At 35.6% G+C, this 18,931-nt stretch carries 15 protein-coding genes; 2 read left to right on the top strand and 13 right to left on the bottom strand.

Annotated elements, in window-relative coordinates:
• Positions 1-6: 6 nt before the first annotated feature.
• From J5Y03_RS12615 to J5Y03_RS12605, 3 genes are all read right to left on the bottom strand, one after another.
• A complete protein-coding gene (locus J5Y03_RS12615) occupies positions 7-468 on the bottom strand; it encodes a putative iron-sulfur cluster-binding metallochaperone (RefSeq protein ID WP_209406195.1) in 462 nt (153 codons plus the stop codon).
• A gap of 149 nt (positions 469-617) precedes the next feature.
• Complete coding sequence (rlmD, locus tag J5Y03_RS12610; RefSeq protein ID WP_245208886.1) at positions 618-1,997, bottom strand: 23S rRNA (uracil(1939)-C(5))-methyltransferase RlmD; 1,380 nt, start codon at positions 1,995-1,997, stop codon at positions 618-620.
• A 529-nt stretch (positions 1,998-2,526) separates the two neighbouring features.
• On the bottom strand, positions 2,527-3,408 hold the full coding sequence (locus J5Y03_RS12605; protein ID WP_209406191.1) for a diacylglycerol kinase: 882 nt from the start codon (positions 3,406-3,408) through the stop codon (positions 2,527-2,529).
• A gap of 202 nt (positions 3,409-3,610) precedes the next feature.
• Here J5Y03_RS12605 and J5Y03_RS12600 point away from each other — a divergent pair, with 202 nt between their 5' ends.
• Complete coding sequence (locus tag J5Y03_RS12600) at positions 3,611-4,348, top strand: MIP/aquaporin family protein (RefSeq protein ID WP_209406189.1); 738 nt, start codon at positions 3,611-3,613, stop codon at positions 4,346-4,348.
• 236 nt (positions 4,349-4,584) lie between these two features.
• Here J5Y03_RS12600 and gatB read toward each other — a convergent pair whose 3' ends face one another.
• The 9 genes from gatB to pcrB form a co-directional block, all read right to left on the bottom strand.
• A complete protein-coding gene (gatB, locus tag J5Y03_RS12595; protein ID WP_209406187.1) occupies positions 4,585-6,015 on the bottom strand; it encodes an Asp-tRNA(Asn)/Glu-tRNA(Gln) amidotransferase subunit GatB in 1,431 nt (476 codons plus the stop codon).
• 15 nt (positions 6,016-6,030) lie between these two features.
• Positions 6,031-7,485: an Asp-tRNA(Asn)/Glu-tRNA(Gln) amidotransferase subunit GatA gene (gatA, locus tag J5Y03_RS12590; protein WP_209406185.1), complete on the bottom strand. Its 1,455-nt coding sequence runs from the start codon at positions 7,483-7,485 to the stop codon at positions 6,031-6,033.
• Positions 7,486-7,500: 15 nt separating this feature from the next.
• A complete protein-coding gene (gene gatC, locus J5Y03_RS12585) occupies positions 7,501-7,791 on the bottom strand; it encodes an Asp-tRNA(Asn)/Glu-tRNA(Gln) amidotransferase subunit GatC (RefSeq protein WP_209406183.1) in 291 nt (96 codons plus the stop codon).
• A 410-nt stretch (positions 7,792-8,201) separates the two neighbouring features.
• On the bottom strand, positions 8,202-8,723 hold the full coding sequence (locus J5Y03_RS12580) for a deoxycytidylate deaminase (RefSeq protein ID WP_209406181.1): 522 nt from the start codon (positions 8,721-8,723) through the stop codon (positions 8,202-8,204).
• A 73-nt stretch (positions 8,724-8,796) separates the two neighbouring features.
• A complete protein-coding gene (gene pruA, locus J5Y03_RS12575; protein WP_209406179.1) occupies positions 8,797-10,344 on the bottom strand; it encodes an L-glutamate gamma-semialdehyde dehydrogenase in 1,548 nt (515 codons plus the stop codon).
• Positions 10,345-10,881: 537 nt separating this feature from the next.
• Positions 10,882-12,075, bottom strand: a complete 1,194-nt coding sequence (locus tag J5Y03_RS12570) for a CamS family sex pheromone protein (RefSeq protein ID WP_209406177.1) — start codon at positions 12,073-12,075, stop codon at positions 10,882-10,884.
• 6 nt (positions 12,076-12,081) lie between these two features.
• A complete protein-coding gene (gene ligA, locus J5Y03_RS12565) occupies positions 12,082-14,088 on the bottom strand; it encodes an NAD-dependent DNA ligase LigA (protein ID WP_407648426.1) in 2,007 nt (668 codons plus the stop codon).
• 13 nt (positions 14,089-14,101) lie between these two features.
• A complete protein-coding gene (pcrA, locus tag J5Y03_RS12560) occupies positions 14,102-16,282 on the bottom strand; it encodes a DNA helicase PcrA (RefSeq protein ID WP_209406173.1) in 2,181 nt (726 codons plus the stop codon).
• Positions 16,283-16,978: a heptaprenylglyceryl phosphate synthase gene (gene pcrB / locus J5Y03_RS12555; RefSeq protein WP_209406171.1), complete on the bottom strand. Its 696-nt coding sequence runs from the start codon at positions 16,976-16,978 to the stop codon at positions 16,283-16,285.
• A gap of 282 nt (positions 16,979-17,260) precedes the next feature.
• Between pcrB and J5Y03_RS12550 the strand changes: the two genes are divergently transcribed.
• Positions 17,261-17,512, top strand: coding sequence for a YgaP family membrane protein (locus J5Y03_RS12550; protein ID WP_245208885.1), 252 nt, complete (start codon positions 17,261-17,263; stop codon positions 17,510-17,512).
• A gap of 142 nt (positions 17,513-17,654) precedes the next feature.
• Here the strand turns inward: J5Y03_RS12550 and purD are convergent, their stop codons facing one another.
• Positions 17,655-18,920 (bottom strand): phosphoribosylamine--glycine ligase, encoded by a 1,266-nt coding sequence (gene purD / locus J5Y03_RS12545; protein WP_209406167.1) that lies wholly within the window; start codon positions 18,918-18,920, stop codon positions 17,655-17,657.
• Positions 18,921-18,931 lie beyond the last annotated feature (11 nt).

Raw genomic sequence — 18,931 nt, 5'->3', positions numbered from 1 at the left:
TAACCTCTATGATAATTGATCAATAAACGTTGTGACATTTGCCAAACAGCAACTACCTTGAGGATTATTAACTTCACAACCACATCGATTGGCTTTTATGTTTTTTCGAATCTGTTCAACTGGTTGAGATGCTAATTCGTTCTGAACAGATTGTTGAAGTTTTCCTTTTGTCCAATCAAAACAATAGCATACAGGCACATCAAGTGAAGAATCTTTTTGGAAAACTTGAACCTTAATATCCGATTTAAAGTATGATTTCTTTTCCGAATCAAAATAGACGACTTCACAATTAGACGTTGAACAAAAATAATGGTCTAAATTTGCGTTAAGAGAATTCAATGCCATTGGTTTTAACAATGATTTTAGTGTAATTATTTTTACTTTTTTACCATCTACATTACATGATGGACAGACTTCTAATTTACTCGTTTCAGAACTCAAGTCATTTGATTTACAGCAATCACTCATGATAAAACGCTCCTTTAGAATGGTCTTGTATATAAATTATATCATTTCTTATTAAACTGCTAGTTTAATGAATAAGTTTATTCTTACTATATTCTTAGCCCTAAAAAAAGAGAAATAGGATTCCTCCCATTTCTCATAAAAATACTATTTTAGTTATCCTTCAATTCAATTTTAGCAACAGCTTCGCAATGCGAAGTATGTGGGAACATATCCACTGGTTGTATTTCTGTCGTTTTGTATCCACCATCTTCTAAAATTCGTAAATCACGAGCTAGTGTTGAAGGATTACATGAAACATAAACTACTTTTTTAGGCTTCATTGCAATGATTGTTTGTAATAACATTTCATCGCAGCCTTTACGCGGAGGATCGACAACTAATACATCTGACTTAATCCCTTGTTTATACCAATTTGGAATAACTTCTTCAGCTTTTCCAACTTCAAATTCAACATTTGTCATATTGTTTAAAGCTGCGTTTCGTTTTGCGTCTTCAATTGCTTCAGGTACAATTTCTACTCCATAAACCATTTTTGCCTTTTGAGCTAAAAATAGAGAAATAGATCCTATTCCGCAATAAGCATCAATAACTGTTTCGTTTCCGTTCAAATTTGCATACTCTAAAGCTTTATCATAAAGAACCTTTGTTTGAACTGGATTAACTTGATAAAATGAACGAGATGAAATTTCAAATGTAATATCACCGATTTTATCTTTAATCGTTTCACTACCATGTAAAACAAACGTTTGATTACCTAAAATGACATTTGTTTTTTCATTATTTACGTTCTGAATGATACTTGTAATAGTAGGATATTTCTCAACAATTCGTTTTACCAACTCTTCCTTTTGTGGGAAGTTAGCTTTTTTCGTAACAATCACAAGCATTGATTCACTAGTATAATGACCATATCTAGACATGATATGTCTTAAAATACCTTTATGCTCACTTTCATCATATGGCTGAATTCGAAGCTCTTGGCAAATATCCTTTATGCCTTGAACTAAAGCATCATTTTCTTTCCCTTGAATAAAACATTCTTCCATTGGAATAATGTCATGGCTACTTTTTTGATAAAAGCCAACAACTAGTCCACCTTCACGTTCTCCAACTGGAACTTGGGCTTTGTTTCGATAGTTCCAAGGATCGCTCATACCAAGAACAGGATGAATTGTTACATTCTCAAGTTTTCCAATTCGTTTCATCACTTCTGAAACTTGATTAAATTTTGCTTGAAGTTGCCCTTCATAGCTCATGTGCTGTAACTGGCATCCTCCACATTGATGATAAATTGAACAAATAGGATCCACTCTGACAGAACTTTCTTCATAAAGCTCGATTAATTTTCCAAATCCGAACCCTTTACTAACTTTTATTACTTTTATTTTAGCCTTTTCGCCTGGTAAACCATTTGGAACAAAAATTGGATATCCATCAATTTTTGCAACGCCATGGCCCTCATGAGTTAAATCAACAAACTCAACATCTACAAAATCATTTTTTTCAACAGGTAACACTCTTTTCGACAAGTCCCTTACCTTCCTTTCTAACACTAAACCTTTACAAAACTTTACAAAATAACATAGATTTTTAAGTTTATTTTCATTATTTTTTAATAGAGCTAATCTATAATTAGTTAATAGATAAAGCATCTTCTATATTACCTTAATAAGTAGATTGAAACCATTATTCTTTATTGAAAATCTCTTAGTATTTCTTAGCGTTGTTATTTTAGTATATGTAAGTTGATTTCCATTCCAGGATGCTCGCTTTCCTAGGGGCGTGAGCTGAGCCTCCTCGTCGCTATCGCTCCTGCGGGGTCTCAGCCTTCCCGCATCTCCCACAGGAGTCGAGCAACCTTCCATTCCAATCAACTTCTGTCTTTTAATTTATAAAACCTAAAAGTAACAATCTTTAAAAAAAGAGTATATTTTTTTTAGTATTCCCAATTTAATTAGTTCATTAGATGGGTTGAGATTAATAAATTTGAGACTATTAGCTATTAACAATAAGTAAACCCCTTGCAAAGCAAGAGGTCATAACTTTTTTTCTTTTAAATTATGGTACAAAAATTTCTAAATGGTGGTAAAGCATTTCAACGGTACATGGTGTGTCTCCACCATATTCGCCATCAATATTCAAAAGTAGTTTTTCATTTGAAGAAATTTTCAAGTGACTAGCACGCGTATAAAGTACTTGATCATTATGCACATGTTTACCGCGTAATAGCTGTGCACAGACCTGAATAATTTCAGCAATATTTGATTTTTTTAACACAAGTAAGTCAAACTGGCCATCGTTAATACTAGCCTCTGGAGCAATCATTTCAAATCCACCAACAGAGTTTGTGTTTGATAGAAGGAAAAGCATGATCTCCCCTTCAAATATTTTCCCATCATATTCAATTGTGACATATGTTGGTTTAACACGAGGAAGTAATTCAAAGCCTTTTAAATAGTATGCTAATTGTCCAAGAACAGTTTTTAGCTTACTTGGAACCTCATAGGTTAGCTCTGTAATTTTTCCAGCTGCTAAAATATTAACAAAATATTTTCCATTTACGTAACCAATATCCAATGGTACAGTATTTCCATTCACAATGACTTCAACAGCATCCATTATAGTGGTATTTACACCAATAGCTCGAGCAAAATCATTGGTCGTACCAACTGGAATTAAACCAAGCTTTGGTCTATATTCCTGTTCAGCTAATCCACTAATGACTTCATTTAACGTTCCATCTCCACCACAAGCAACAACTATATCATATTTTCGTTTACATGCTTCTCTAGCAGCAATTGTGGCATCTCCAGCTCCTGTTGTAGCATGACAGGATGTTTCATAACCAGCTTGCTCAAACTTCTGCAACACTTCTGGCAATTTCCTTTTAAAAATTTCACGACCAGAAGTAGGGTTGTAGATTATTCTAGCACGTTTCATCTTTAACCATCCTACTATTTTTATTTAATATCCTCTATCATCATATCTTATATTAAAATTTTTTTATAGTAAATTGTTTGACAATTTTCCCCATTTAATAAATTTGTCATATTTAGGACCAATTCCTTCTAATATACTATGTTATACTTTCCACGTATTTTGAGAAAGATAATAGTATTAATGGAGGGTTATTGTAGCCATGATGACAAAATATATAGCAGAAGTATTTGCCACAGCTTTGATGGTTACTCTTGGAAATGGAGTTGTTGCCAATGTCCATTTAAAAGGAGCAAAAGGATACAAGACTGGTTGGATGGGAATTGCTACGGGCTGGGGATTTGCTGTAATGATTCCCGCTGCTATTTTTGGTTGGATTTGCGGAAATCATATTAATCCAGCTTTCACAATTGGGCTTGCCTTAAACGGTCAGTTTCCTTGGAGTGATGTTGGGCCATACGTTATCGCCCAGCTTATAGGAGCTTTTATAGGTGCTATATTAGTTTGGGCAATGTATAAACCATTTATGGATGAAACTGACGATAAAATTGATGTTTTTAGCTGTTTCGGTTCTGTCCCTTCTTATAAAAAAAACTATATAAATGCATTTATCACAGAATTGATTGGTACATTCATCTTAGTGTTTGGTGCATTAGGAATTACCCACTCACCTTTTATGAAAAATGCAGATGGTGCTACTGGATTGATTGCTCACATTGCAATTGGTTTTTTAGTTTGGGGAATCGTCTTATCAGTAGGCGGGCCAACTGGTCCAGCTTTAAATCCTGCTCGTGATTTTATGCCACGTTTAGCACATGCAATTCTGCCAATTAAAGGAAAAGGAAGCTCTCATTGGGGATATGCTTGGGTTCCAATTGTTGCACCTATTCTTGGATCAACAATAGCTGTATATACGTGGTTTCATTTATTTAATAAACTTTAAATTATGACTTTAAAATATTCTTTATATGACAAAAAAGCGTGCTCCCTATAAAGAGCACGCTTTTTTAATTTTAATGGATAACGGAGATAAACTCTTCCGCTTTTCTATCTGTCTAGCTTCATGGGCTACCTCTTCGGACGTTTCACAACCACCGAGTGAAGGGTTAGATCATCCCTTCTCTCGGTAGTTGCTCCAACGCCTTTCGGAGACAACCGGGGCTCTTCCGCTTTTCTATTCTATCTTTTTTGGATTTCTTCCATTAAGATCTTATTTAGTAATGGTGGGTTTGCTTGGCCTTTTGTTGCTTTCATCATTTGACCAACAAGGAAGCCGATTGCACGGTCTTTACCATTTTTAAAGTCTTCAATGGATTGTGGATTTGCGTCAAGAGTTTCATTGACAATTGTCCGAAGAGTGCCTTCGTCAGAAATTTGTACTAGTCCTTGCGCTTTTACAATTTCGTTTGCGTCTCCACCTTTTTCAACTAGCTCAGTGAACACTTTTTTCGCAATTTTAGATGAAATCGTTCCATCTGCAATTAGCTTAATCATGCTCGCTAAGTTTTCTGGAGTTAACGCTACTTCATGTAATTCTTTTTGATGTTTATTTAAGTATTCTGATACTCCACCCATTAACCAGTTTGAAGTTAATTTTGCATCTGCATCATTTTTGATTGTTGCTTCGAAGAAATCAGACATTTCTTTTGTTAATGTTAGAACCATTGCATCATAGGCAGGTAAGCCTAACTCTTCAACATAACGTTTTTTACGGGCATCTGGAAGCTCAGGAATGCTTTGACGAACGCGTTCTTTCCACTCATCATCAATATAAAGCTCTACTAAATCTGGCTCTGGGAAGTATCTGTAATCATCAGATCCTTCTTTAACACGCATTAGAATCGTTGTTTTTGTTGCTTCATCATAACGACGTGTTTCTTGTTGAATCATACCACCAGATAATAATACTTTTTCTTGGCGAACTTGTTCGTGCTCAAGACCCTTTTGAACATAAGCAAATGAGTTTAAGTTCTTTAACTCTGCTTTTGTTCCAAATTCTTCTTGGCCAAATGGACGTAATGAAATGTTTGCATCACAACGTAATGATCCTTCTTCCATTTTCACGTCAGAAACCCCAGTATATTGAATAATTGATTTTAATTTTTCTAAGTAAGCATATGCTTCTTCAGGTGTACGAATGTCTGGCTCAGATACGATCTCGATTAACGGTGTACCTTGACGGTTAAAGTCAACTAAAGAATAGCCTTGGTCTGTATGGTTCAGCTTACCAGCATCTTCTTCTAAGTGAACACGTGTAATACCGATACGTTTCTTTTTGCCATCTACTTCAATTTCAATCCACCCATGCTCACCGATTGGTTTATCAAATTGAGAGATTTGATAAGCTTTTGGGTTATCAGGATAAAAGTAGTTTTTACGATCAAATTTTGTTTCGGTTGCGATTTGACAGTTTAATGCCATCGCAGCTTTCATTCCGAAGTTAACTGCTTCTTCATTTAAAACTGGTAATACCCCAGGATAACCAAGGTCAATTACACCAGTGTTTGTATTCGGTTCTGCACCAAACTCATTTGGGCTTGGTGAGAAGATTTTTGATTTTGTTTTTAATTCAACGTGTACCTCTAAACCGATAATCGTTTCAAAGTTCATCTTTTCCGCGCCTCCTTACAGTTGTGGTCTTTGTTTTGTAAAATCAGTTGCTTGCTCGTATGCATGTGCAACACGGTAAATTGTAGACTCATCAAAATGTTTACCAATGATTTGTAATCCTAGTGGTAAACCTTCATGGAAACCACATGGAACTGAAATCGCTGGAACACCTGCAAGGTTAACCGGAATTGTTAAAATATCATTTGCATACATTGTTAATGGATCACTAGACTTCTCTCCTACTTTGAAAGCAGGTGTTGGAGTTGTAGGTCCAATAATTACATCATAGTTTTCGAAAACTTTTTCGAAGTCTTCTTTAATTAACGTACGAGCTTGTTGTGCTTTTTTATAATACGCATCATAGTAACCTGAACTTAATGCATAAGTTCCAAGCATAATACGACGTTTTACTTCATCACCAAAGCCTTCGCTTCTTGATTGTTTATATAAATCTACAAGGTTTTCTGCATTGTCAGAACGGTGACCATAGCGAATACCATCGAAACGAGCTAAGTTAGCTGAAGCTTCAGATGATGCTAATAAATAGTAAGTTGCTAATGCATATTTAGAATGTGGTAACGTTACTTCTTCCCAAGTTGCTCCAAGGCTTTCTAGTAATTTTAACGCTGCCATTACAGATGCACGAGCCGCTTCGCCAACACCTTCACCTAAGTATTCTTTTGGAACAGCAATACGTAAACCTTTAACATCTCCAGTTAATGCTTTTATAAATGAAGGTACTTCTACGTTTGCAGAAGTAGAATCACTTGCATCTAATCCTGAAATTGCTTCTAATAATAACGCATTGTCTTCTACATTACGTGTGATTGGACCAATTTGATCAAGGGATGATGCAAATGCAACTAATCCAAAACGTGAAACACGGCCATATGTAGGTTTTAATCCAACTACGCCACAGAATGATGCTGGTTGACGAATAGAACCACCAGTATCAGATCCTAAAGAAAATAATACTTCTCCAGCTGCAACTGATGCTGCTGAACCACCACTACTTCCTCCTGGCACGTAATCAGTATTCCAGGGATTGCGAGTTCCGCCAAATGCAGAATTTTCATTAGAAGATCCCATTGCAAACTCATCCATGTTTAATTTACCAATTGTAATTGCTTCAGCTTGCGCTAATTTATTTACAACTGTTGCATTATAAATTGGGTCAAAGTTTTCTAAAATTTTACTCGCACAAGTTGTACGTAAACCTTTAGTTACGATATTATCTTTCACACCAATTGGCATACCTGCTAATAAACCGCGAGACTCATCCCAAGGTTTTTCATCTAAAGCCTTCGCTTGCAAATGCGCTTGCTCTTCATTTAGCGTTAAAAATGATTTTACTTCTCCATCAACAGAAGAAATACGATCAAATGATTCATTTACTAATTCTTCAACTTTGATTTCTTTATTTTTTAGCTTACTATGTAATCCTGAAACCGTATATTCAAATAATGACATGACGTATTCCCTCCCTTATTCTAAAATTGTTGGCACTTTAATTTGGCCATCTTGATGGTCTGGCGCATTTTTTAGTACGTCTTCTAAAGGTAAACCTTTAGCCGGCTTGTCTTCACGCATAATATTACGCATTTTTAAGACATGCGTAGTTGGTTTTACATTCGTTGTATCTAATTCATTTAATTCCTCAGCAAATTCAATAATTGCGCCTAACTGTTTTGCAAACTTCTCCGCTTCTTCTTCAGTAACTGCTAAACGTGCTAAATGAGCAACGTGCTTTACTTCATCCATTGTAATCTTTGACATTAACTTGCACCTCCATATTATTTCGCACATCATACAATATACTGATAATACCAAATTTCAAGGCATATCGGCAACAATACTAAGTGTACCTATAAAAAAATACTTTATTAATATATACATTGTTGCTATTTTAGAATGCGTTGGTTGATTACAACTCCAGGTTGCTCCCTTTCCGTGGGGCGTGAGCTGAGCCTCCTCGGCAAGCCTGTGGGGTCTCTGCCTTACCGCTATTCCCACAGGAGTCTCGCACCTTCCATTGTAATCAACTTCTATCTTTATAATTAAAAATCTCAAAGCAACAATTTTTTAATTACATGTTGCGGACCCTAATTTTCACTGAAATTAAATAGAACTTTGCGACACTAGCGACACCAATTTCATTCAAACGTTTGTTTGAATTCTTAACTTATTTAACACTCAATTTTTTCCAACTTAACATTATACTGTTCAAAATAATTGATCGAATAAGTATCTGGATATCCTTCAAAGTAAACAACGCGAGTAATTCCCGCTCCATTAATCATTTTTGCGCATGCTCTACATGGTGCAGTTGTACAATACATTATCCATTCATCTTCTTTTGTTTTTTGGATACCAGATTGAACTAGCTGATAAATGGCATTTTCCTCCGCATGAAACGCATCACATGGATAGTCTTCCGAATACTTTCCACTTTCGATCAAACCTTCTTGGCGAGCAACAAAACGTGGGCATCCACCTTCAATACAATGCTTTGCTCCTTTTGGATAACCATTATAACCGGACGCAATGATTCGATTATTACTTACGATCACTGCACCTACCCGGCGACTACCACAAGTAGAACGTAACGAAGTAATATAAGCCTGTCCTAAAAAGTATTGATCCCAGTCGTCCCTTTCGCCAAGAGGAATCGATTCTGTTAAGTCAATAATTTTTCTTAATATACTCATATTCATTTCGCCACCTTTTTTATCTTAGTATAAAAAAAGACTCTTCCAAATGGAAGAGCCTTTACTCTTAATCTTATAACATTTCAGATGTTGTTTTACCTTGCATGTGAAGTACTAAGTAGTCAGGGCCACCAGCTTTAGAATCTGTACCTGACATGTTGAATCCACCAAATGGTTGGTATCCAACGATTGCACCAGTACATCCACGGTTGAAGTAAAGGTTACCAACGTGGAATTCTTCACGTGCTTTTTCAATATTTGCACGGTTATTTGTAATAACTGCTCCAGTTAAACCGTACTCAGTGTTGTTTGCAATTTCAAGAGCATGATCGAAGTCATTTGCTTTACAGAATGCAACAACTGGTCCGAAGATTTCTTCTTTCATTAAGCGAGCATCTTCAGCTACATCAGCAACGATTGTTGGTTTAATGAACCAGCCTGTAGAGTCGTCTCCTTCTCCACCAGTAACAACGCGTCCTTCTTCTCTACCAATTGCCACATAGCTCATTACTTTGTTAAATGCAGCTTGGTCATTTACAGGACCCATGTTAATAGTGCGTTCTTCAGGGTTACCTATAGTTAATTCGTTTGTTAATTCAATTGAACGAGCTAACACTTGGTCATATACATCTTGGTGGATTACTGCACGAGAACATGCAGAACATTTTTGACCAGAGAAACCGAATGCTGATGCAACGATTGATTTAGCAGCTAATTCTAAATCAGCTTCTTTATCTACAACGATTGTATCTTTACCGCCCATTTCAGCGATTACACGTTTTAACCAAATTTGACCAGGATTTACTTTAGAAGCACGTTCGTAAATACGAAGACCTACATCTTTTGAACCTGTAAAGCTGATGAAGCGTGTACGTGGATGATCAACTAAGTAATCTCCAACTTCAGCTCCACTTCCTGGAACGAAGTTTACTACGCCAGCAGGTAATCCAGCTTCTTCTAATACTTCGATAAATTTATAAGCAACTACAGGAGTTGTACTTGCAGGTTTTAATAGTACTGTGTTACCAGTAACTACAGCAGCTACAGTTGTACCAGCCATAATAGCAAACGGGAAGTTCCATGGTGAAATAACAACACCAACACCTAATGGAATGTAGTTGAAACGATTATATTCACCTGGACGGCTTTCAACTTTAATACCATCTTTTAAAGATAGCATTTGGCGAGCATAAAACTCTAAAAAGTCGATAGCTTCAGCAGTATCAGCATCTGCTTCATTCCAAGGTTTACCAGCTTCTTTTGTTAAAAGAGCAGAGAATTCTTCTTTACGGCGACGAATAATAGCAGCAGCTCGGAATAAAATATCAGCACGTACTTCTGCTTTTACTTTCTTCCAAGTATTGAATGTAGTATCAGCAACTTGCATTGCTTTTTCAGCTAACTCACGGCTAGCTTTTGAAACTGATCCAATTACTTCTTTATGATTTGATGGATTTACAGAAACAATTTGGTCTTCTGTGAAAATACGCTCTCCACCAATGATTAATGGGTACTTTTCACCTAAGTAAGATGATACTGTTTCTAATCCAGCTTTATATAAGTCTTGATTTTCTTGTGAACCATAATTTGTAAATGGTTCGTGTTTGTATGGTACTACCATTGTAAAAATCCCCCTCTCAAAATGAAACTAGCAACCTAGTAATTTATCTAATCATGAGCTAGTTTTTCTTTCTCCCCAAAAAATAAAAAAACTTCACAATCACATCTTACATGATTAAGTAAATTTGTTCAATGGATAAGCGCTTTCAATTTTTGTAAAATAATAAGAAATGCGAAAGTAACCTGCTTATCCCCGACAGGCATTGGAGAAATAATTTCGGAATGGCAATATTTACCTATCCAATTATTTGTGAAATTATCCGAATCTAATCAAAAAAAGGCTCTTTTTTAAAGATTGGTTCTTTTAGGTTATGTAATTTAAAAGACAGAAGTTGATTGGAACGGAAGGATGTCAGGTTCCTGTGGGAGATGCGGGAAGGCTGAGACCCCACAGGAGCCTTTGAGACGAGGAGGCTCAGCTCACGCCCCAAGGAAAGCGAGCATCCCTACGTTCCAATCAACTTACACATACTGTAATAGCAACAATGTATACGAAAACAGACAAAAAAAAGAAAGAGATCTCTCTCTTTCTTCTTAATTAATCAAAGATATGAACATACGGTTTATCAGCATTAACATCTTTTACAATCAACGCTTCTGGTCTGTCTACTGATGAGATATTTACTTGCACCTTCAAATACGAAGGGAAGTACTCCATTACTAGCCCTGTTACGTATTGAGTAAATGCAATTACTTCTGATTTTCCATAAAATTGCATCGGAATGTCTATCGTCAGATTGGCTAATTCATTATCTTTATAAAATCCTTTAGCTACAACACCTGTGTAGTTAGGGAAGTAAGACTCAATGTCAGTTTTAAAATTCATTATTTTCATTGCATCATCACGATGATCTGCAGTTGCCTGAGCTGAAGGGAATAAATAATATTTTTCATCTATTTTATCCCAGCTTCCAATCGTACTGTCAGAACCAGATACATCCGTTTTAACGATAAATGAACCAGGAACTACAGAGTCTCGACTCGATTGGCGGAAAATACCGAATGTGATTGGAATATCTTTAAACTGCGGCATACTACGTAATCTTGTTAAGATTTGCTGCGCCATGTCTTTTCCTTGTTTTAACATCTCTGATTGAGGAATATCGCGTTCACGAGGATAACCATGCTCTTCTGTGTAATAATAAATTGAGTTCATCGCTAGTCCAATTGATACACCTGCTACTTTAACCTCATTACCATTTTTCTTTAAATAATCTTGTTCTAATATATGATTTAAATAAATTGGTGCTTTTTGTGCTTGTTGATCCGCTGATAGTTTTACTGTATCTGTTGAAATTGGGTTTAATCCATCGTTAATAAGTGTAGCAGTTGGATCAAATTTTTTTAAATTAGCTAAGTCAGCCTTATACTCTTGAGGAGTATATTTTCTTTTTAACCATGATTGGACTACGCTCTTATCCAATAATTGGCCATCTTGATAAAGATAGTCCTTTATTGGAAACTGCTGACTCGAAATTCTCATTAATCCTTGTTCAAATTCATCAATATCTAATCGATTTCCAATATCGCTTACAATTAAACCTCTTGTCGTACTTGGTTTATAAGGTAAGATCGTTTTATAATAATCGCTCGAAATTGAGTATTTCGGTATGATCGCATTTTGTTGTTTATTTTTATTGTCTTGAACAACCTTATTATTATCTTGCAATGAGGTTGAACATCCTGAAAGTACTAAAACTAAGCCGAGTAGTATTCCTACAAACTTCTTCATTAAATTTTACACCTCTTGTTTCTTTAACTCTTGAAGCATACGTTCTTCGTTCCAAACTTCAATATTATGTTTTTTTGCTTGCTCTAGTTTAGATCCTGCAGCTTCACCTGCAATCACTAAATCTGTATTTTTACTCACACTACCAGCAACATTGGCTCCTAGCGCTTCTAGTTGTTTTTTTGCTTCACTTCTCGTCATCTGTTCAAGTTTACCAGTAAGTACTATTGTTTTACCAGCAAAAGGAGATTCCATGTTAATTGAAGAAGGCTGTATACCTTTATAGGACATATTAACTTCTTGTAATTTTAACTTTTGGATTAGTTCCTGTACTTCACTCTTATCAAAGTAAGATACAATGGACTGTGCCATCTTTTCTCCAATTTCATTAATTTCTCTCATTTCATCCTCTGAAGCATTCATAATAGCATCCATTGATCCAAAATGCTGTGCTAATGTTTTAGCTGCTTTAGCTCCAACATGGCGAATACCTAACCCGAATAATAACTTCTCTAATGAATTTTCCTTTGAAGTTGCAATAGCAGAAACTAGTTTCTCCGCAGATTTCTCTCCAAATCGCTCTAACTGTAATAACTGATCTTTTGTTAAAATGTATAAATCTGCAACTGAATGAATATAATCAGCCTCGAATAATTGTGTTACAACACGCTCTCCTAGTCCTTCAATATTCATCGCATCACGGGATGCAAAATGAATCAATCCTTCACGAATTTGAGATGGGCAGAACGGATTTGTACAGCGTAGTGCAACTTCTCCTTCTATTCTAACTAATTCTTTATTACATGATGGACAATGCGTTGGCATTGAATATGGTTGTTCTTCACCAGTACGTTTGTCTAAAAGAACATTCACAACCTCTGGAATAATGTCTCCTGCTTTACGAATCACAACTTGATCGCCTATGCGGATGTCTTTTTCTTTAATTAAGTCCTCATTATGCAATGATGCTCTTCTTACAATTGTACCCGCAACACGAACTGGCTCTAATATTGCAGTTGGTGTTACAACTCCTGTTCGACCGACGCTTAACTCAATATCGATTAATTTTGTCACTACCTCTTCAGCAGGAAACTTGAAAGCTATCGCCCAACGAGGAACTTTTGCAGTTGTTCCTAATCGCTCTTGAATAGCTAATTCATCTACTTTAATAACAATACCATCAATTTCATATGGTAGTGTTGGACGCTTTTCTTTCCATTCTTCAATATATTGAATAACTTCATCAATTGAATGACATTTTTTTCTGAACGGATTCGTTTTAAAGCCTAGTCTTTCTAGGTAGTCTAAACTTTCGCTATGCTTTCCTAGATTAAGGTCAGATGCATTTGGAATATTGTAAACAAAAAATGAAAGATTTCGTTTTGCTACAATCTTTGGATCTAACTGGCGTAGTGATCCTGCCGCTGCATTTCGTGGATTCGCAAATAATTCTTCACCATTCTCTTCACGTAGCTTATTCACATTTTCAAAGCTTTCTTTCGGCATAAATGCTTCGCCACGTACTTCCATCGTAACTGGTTCTGGTAGTTTTAATGGAATTGCTTTAATTGTTTTTAGATTATGGGTGATATCCTCACCAACGGTTCCATCACCACGTGTAGCTCCTCGAACAAATAAACCATTTTCATAATGTAATGATACAGCTAATCCATCAATTTTCAACTCACATACATACGTAACTTCGCTTATATCCTGTATAATGCGTTGATTAAAATCTCTTAGATCTTCTTCACCAAACGCATTACCCAGACTAAGCATAGGATACGTATGGGCAACTTTTTCAAATAAATCAATTGGTTGTCCACCTACGCGCTGAGAAGGTGAATCAGGAGTAATCAACTCAGGATGTTGCATTTCAATATCGATTAATTCCTTTAACAATCGATCATATTCTGCATCAGGAACTGATGGTTTATCTAAAACATGGTATTCATAATTATATTGATTTAACGAATCTCTTAGTTGGTTGACTCTTTCCTTAGTCGATTGATCCAAATTCATCATCCCCTTACACTTTCGTAATTGGCGCTAACGTTGCCAATAAGCGCTTAATACCTGTTGGGCTAGGGAAAGCTATGTCTAGTTCCATTGCTTCTCCTTCACCTTTTACACTAACGACTGTTCCAATACCCCACTTATTATGGGATGCTTTATCTCCAACTCGCCATCCTAATGTTTCTCCCCCAGTTGATTTAACAGTTGTTCTAACAACTGGTCTAGAAATTGCTCGACGCTCAAGTGGTTTTTTATTCGCGCGATCTAATAGTTCTTCTGGTATTTCTCTGATAAAACGAGATTCTTGGTTTACACTTGTACGACCATATAGAGTTCGAGATTGTGCGTTCGTAATATATAACTCTTTTTCAGCACGAGTAATCCCTACATAGGCAAGACGACGTTCTTCTTCCATTTCTTCTTCATCCATTAATGATCGACTATGAGGGAAAATTCCTTCCTCTAATCCAATTAAAAATACCGCTGGAAACTCTAAACCTTTTGCAGAATGTAGAGTCATTAAGATAACTTCATCTGATGAACCTTCCTCTTGGTCTGCTCGATCAATATCTGAAATTAATGCCAAATCTGTTAAAAATGCAACTAAGCTTTTATCTTCACTGCTTTCTTCAAAAGCTTTTGTAACTGTTAAAAATTCCTCTATATTCTCAATACGAGAAGCTGCTTCAATTGTATTTTCATCTTTCAATGCTTGGGTGTATCCTGTTTTATCAAGTATCTCTTCCACTAATTCTGTTACTGAAAGATATTCTTGCATTTGTTGCCAATTCTTTGTCATGCTATGGAAATTACTAATCGCATTTGTGATTTTTGCACTAACACCAACAAAATCAATTTGTTCAAGTGTATCTGAAAGTGATAAATCATTTGCAACACCATAGTTTAAGATTTTATCAACCGAAGCTGCCCCGACACCTCTTTTTGGAACATTAATAATTCGTCCAAAACTAATTTCATCATCTGGGTTTGCTATTAAACGTAAATACGCTAACAAGTCCTTAATTTCCTTGCGGTCATAGAACTTAACCCCGCCAACCATTTTATAAGGAATATTAGATTTTACTAAAACTTCCTCCATGGCACGTGATTGAGCATTAGTACGGTACAAAATTGCAACATCACTATAATTAAATACTCCTGCTTTTTTCCAATCTGTTAACTTACCTGCAACAAAATGACCTTCATCCTGTTCTGATGCTGCTCGGAAATAATGAATTTGTTTTCCCTCTCCATTATCAGTCCATAGTTTTTTAGGTTTACGGTTTGAATTATTTGAAATAACCGCATTTGCAGCATCTAGGATAGTTTGAGTTGAACGATAATTCTGTTCTAATAGGATCACTCTTGCGTTGTCATAGTCTTTTTCAAACGATAAAATATTTGAAATGTCCGCTCCACGCCAACGATAAATTGACTGATCTGAATCCCCTACAACACAAATGTTCTTATATTGTTCTGCAAGCATTTTAACAATTTTATATTGAGCATGGTTCGTATCTTGATACTCATCAACATGAATATATTGAAATTTTCTTTGATAAAATTGCAATACTTCTGGTACTCGTTCGAACAATGTAATTGTCATCATAATTAAGTCATCAAAGTCTAACGAGTGATTTTTACGAAGTCTCTCTTGGTACACTGAATAAACCTCACCAACAATTTTCTCATAAGGGGTGAATGCTTCCTTTAGATAGTCTTTTGGCGTTTGCAGTTCGTTTTTCGCGCTACTCATTGACCCTAAAATACTTCTAGGATCAAACTTCTTCGTATCTAAATTTTTCTCTTTTAAAATATTTTTAATAACAGTCAGCTGATCGGTTGTATCAAGGATTGAAAAACTTCGATTAAATCCAATACGGTCAATATCTCTACGTAAAATACGAACACACATTGAGTGGAAGGTTGAAACCCAAATATCCTCTCCATCAGGACCAACTAAATGAGAAATACGTTCTTTCATTTCTCTAGCAGCTTTATTTGTAAATGTGATGGCTAAAATATTCCATGGTGCTACTCGCTTTTCTCCTAATAAATATGCAATACGGTGAGTCAGCACACGCGTTTTTCCACTACCTGCACCCGCCATAATTAATAATGGGCCATCAACGGTTTTTACTGCTTCTTTTTGCATAGGATTTAAGCCACTTAATAGTTCTTCTACCGTCTTCATCTAGTTTTCTCCTTTCTTAATAGCTTGTACTGTTTGTAATGCTGCCTTTAGGTTGCTATATATAACGTTACCAACTACGATTGTATTTGCATACTGACTCATTTCAATTGCCTGTTCTGGAGTAGTAATTCCGCCTCCATAAAATAAAGTTGTCTTATTTAACTCGTTCGATACTTCTTTTACTAATTCAACGGAACCATATGTACCGCTATACTCTATATAAAAAATAGGTAAATTTAATAGTTTTTCAGCTACCTGAGCGAATGCGACAACGTCTTCTATTGATTGTTCACAATTTGCGTTTGTTAATTTCGCAACCTTGCTGTCTGGATTTAAGATACAGTAACCTTCCATCACAACTTCATCGTCGTGTACAAGATGGCCAAATTCTTTCATTGCTTGTTGATGATTTCCAATAATCCATTTTGATTCAAAACTATTTAAAACTGAAGGGATAAAATAAAAATCATAACCAGGTGTTATTGCATCGAGATTTGAAACTTCAAGTACGACAGGTACTGCGTAACGGCGAATTCTTACTAACAATGAAAGAGTATCATCTAATGTCACTCCATCTGTACCTCCAACAATTATTGCATCGGTACCTGATTCGCATAGTTGCTCTAACACTTCATCTGATATTTCTTTGTTGGGATCTAATTTGAAGACATGCTTCCATTGTCTATAATCGTACATCTTAATCCTCCGTACTTTTCGATTTTATTACATTTTCTATTTTATTAATTGATATTTATATTAAATTTCAAGTAATTTCATCTTACATTTTAGCCGTTTTTGTAAACGTAGTTGTCATTTAAAAAGGAGTTTGTAGGTTTCCACTTCAGCTATGATAGATGAAATTCCAACTTTCTTATTATATATGGAAATGGATAGGTTGAGCATATTTTTATTTCGGTAGGCTAAACTACTCTAGAGTAATAAATGAATTACTTGACCTTTGGAATAGGAGTGAATAGTTTGAAACCTAACATTAGTATTTTTAATGCACTTATTCGTATTACAATCGGCTTTACTATTTTAGCCTATGCTTCCTCAAAATTAACACGTCGAAATTGTAATTTTTCTGTACTATTCTTGGTTATAATGAGTGCGATGAGAATTGGGGAAGGAATTCTTCGCTTCTGTCCAATGACGGCTCTCTGTAAAAGATGTATGGTTATGATGGACAAATCAGAAGATGATATAGAAGAAATTGTACAACCTTCATAATTAACTTTATCAAATTTGTTTAGAAAAGTACAGAAACAACAGAACGTTTGTTCTTAAAAAATATAGACATTTTTAATAAAGAAAAACATCTATATACAGAGAAAAAGATAGCACACTTTTGTATGCTATCTTTTTCTTTATGTTATTGATTAACTTTCAATGCTTTATGGGCAATATCATGTCGATAAAATAACCCATTTGATTGGATTTTTTCAATTTGTTTATACACTTCGTTGCAAGCAGATTCAATGGATTCCCCTTGACTAGCAACTAATAGTACGCGTCCACCATTCGTAACAAATTGATTATTTTGTAATTTTGTTCCTGCATGGAATACCATTGTATCTTTATCGATTTCTTCTAATCCACTAATTACTGCACCCTTTTCAGGAGTCTCAGGATATCCGTTCGCAGCTAAAACAACACCTACTACTGCATTCGGAGACCACTTTAATGAAACTGGCTCCTCTTTTAAAATACTAATCATAACTTCAGCTAAATTACTTTCTAATCGAGGTAAAACAACTTCAGTTTCCGGGTCACCAAATCGAGCGTTAAACTCGATAACTTTTGGTCCTTGTTTTGTTAGTATTAAACCAGCATACAAAATTCCTGTAAAAGAACGTCCTTCCTTCACCATTGCTTTCGCAACAGGAAGTACAATTGTCTCAACTGACTGTTCAATCACCTCTGTAGGAATTTGAGGAACCGGAGAGTATGCTCCCATACCACCAGTATTCGGACCCTTATCTCCATCATATGCACGTTTATGATCCTGTGCAATGACCATCGGATAGACAGTTTCTCCGTTAACAAACGCCATTAATGAAATTTCTTCACCTTCTAAGAATTCCTCAATAACAACAGATGCACTAGCATCTCCATATTTTTCATCTAACAACATATCATGTAAACTAACAATTGCTTCTTCCTCTGTCATTGCAACAACTACGCCTTTTCCAGCTGCAAGTCCATCAGCTTTAATAACAATTGGAGCGCCTACTTTTTGAACATAAGCTTTTGCTGCTTCAAATCCAGTAAATGTCTCATAATTTGCAGTAGGAACATGGTACTTTTTCATTAAATCCTTTGTAAAACTTTTACTTCCTTCAATAATTGCTGCTTCCTTTGTTGGACCAAAAATTAGTAACCCTTCTTCTTGGAAATCATTTACGATTCCATTCATTAAAGGTACTTCTGGACCAACGATTGTTAAATCGATCTTTTCTTTCTTTGCAAATTCGATTAACTCTTTATGATTCGATTCATCTATATTAAGTAATGTCGCTACATCCGTCATCCCATTATTTCCAGGAGCTACAAATACTTCAGTTACTTGATCTGATTGACTGACTTTCCATGCTATCGTATGCTCACGACCACCGCGACCAATTACTAATACTTTCATTTTGTGTCCTC

This window comes from Gottfriedia endophytica (assembly GCF_017814275.1).
GTDB classification, from domain to species: Bacteria; Bacillota; Bacilli; order Bacillales; family Bacillaceae_G; genus Gottfriedia; species Gottfriedia endophytica.
The sequence above is the reverse complement of the archived record's forward strand: the minus strand, read 5'-3'. Positions and strand labels throughout refer to the sequence as shown.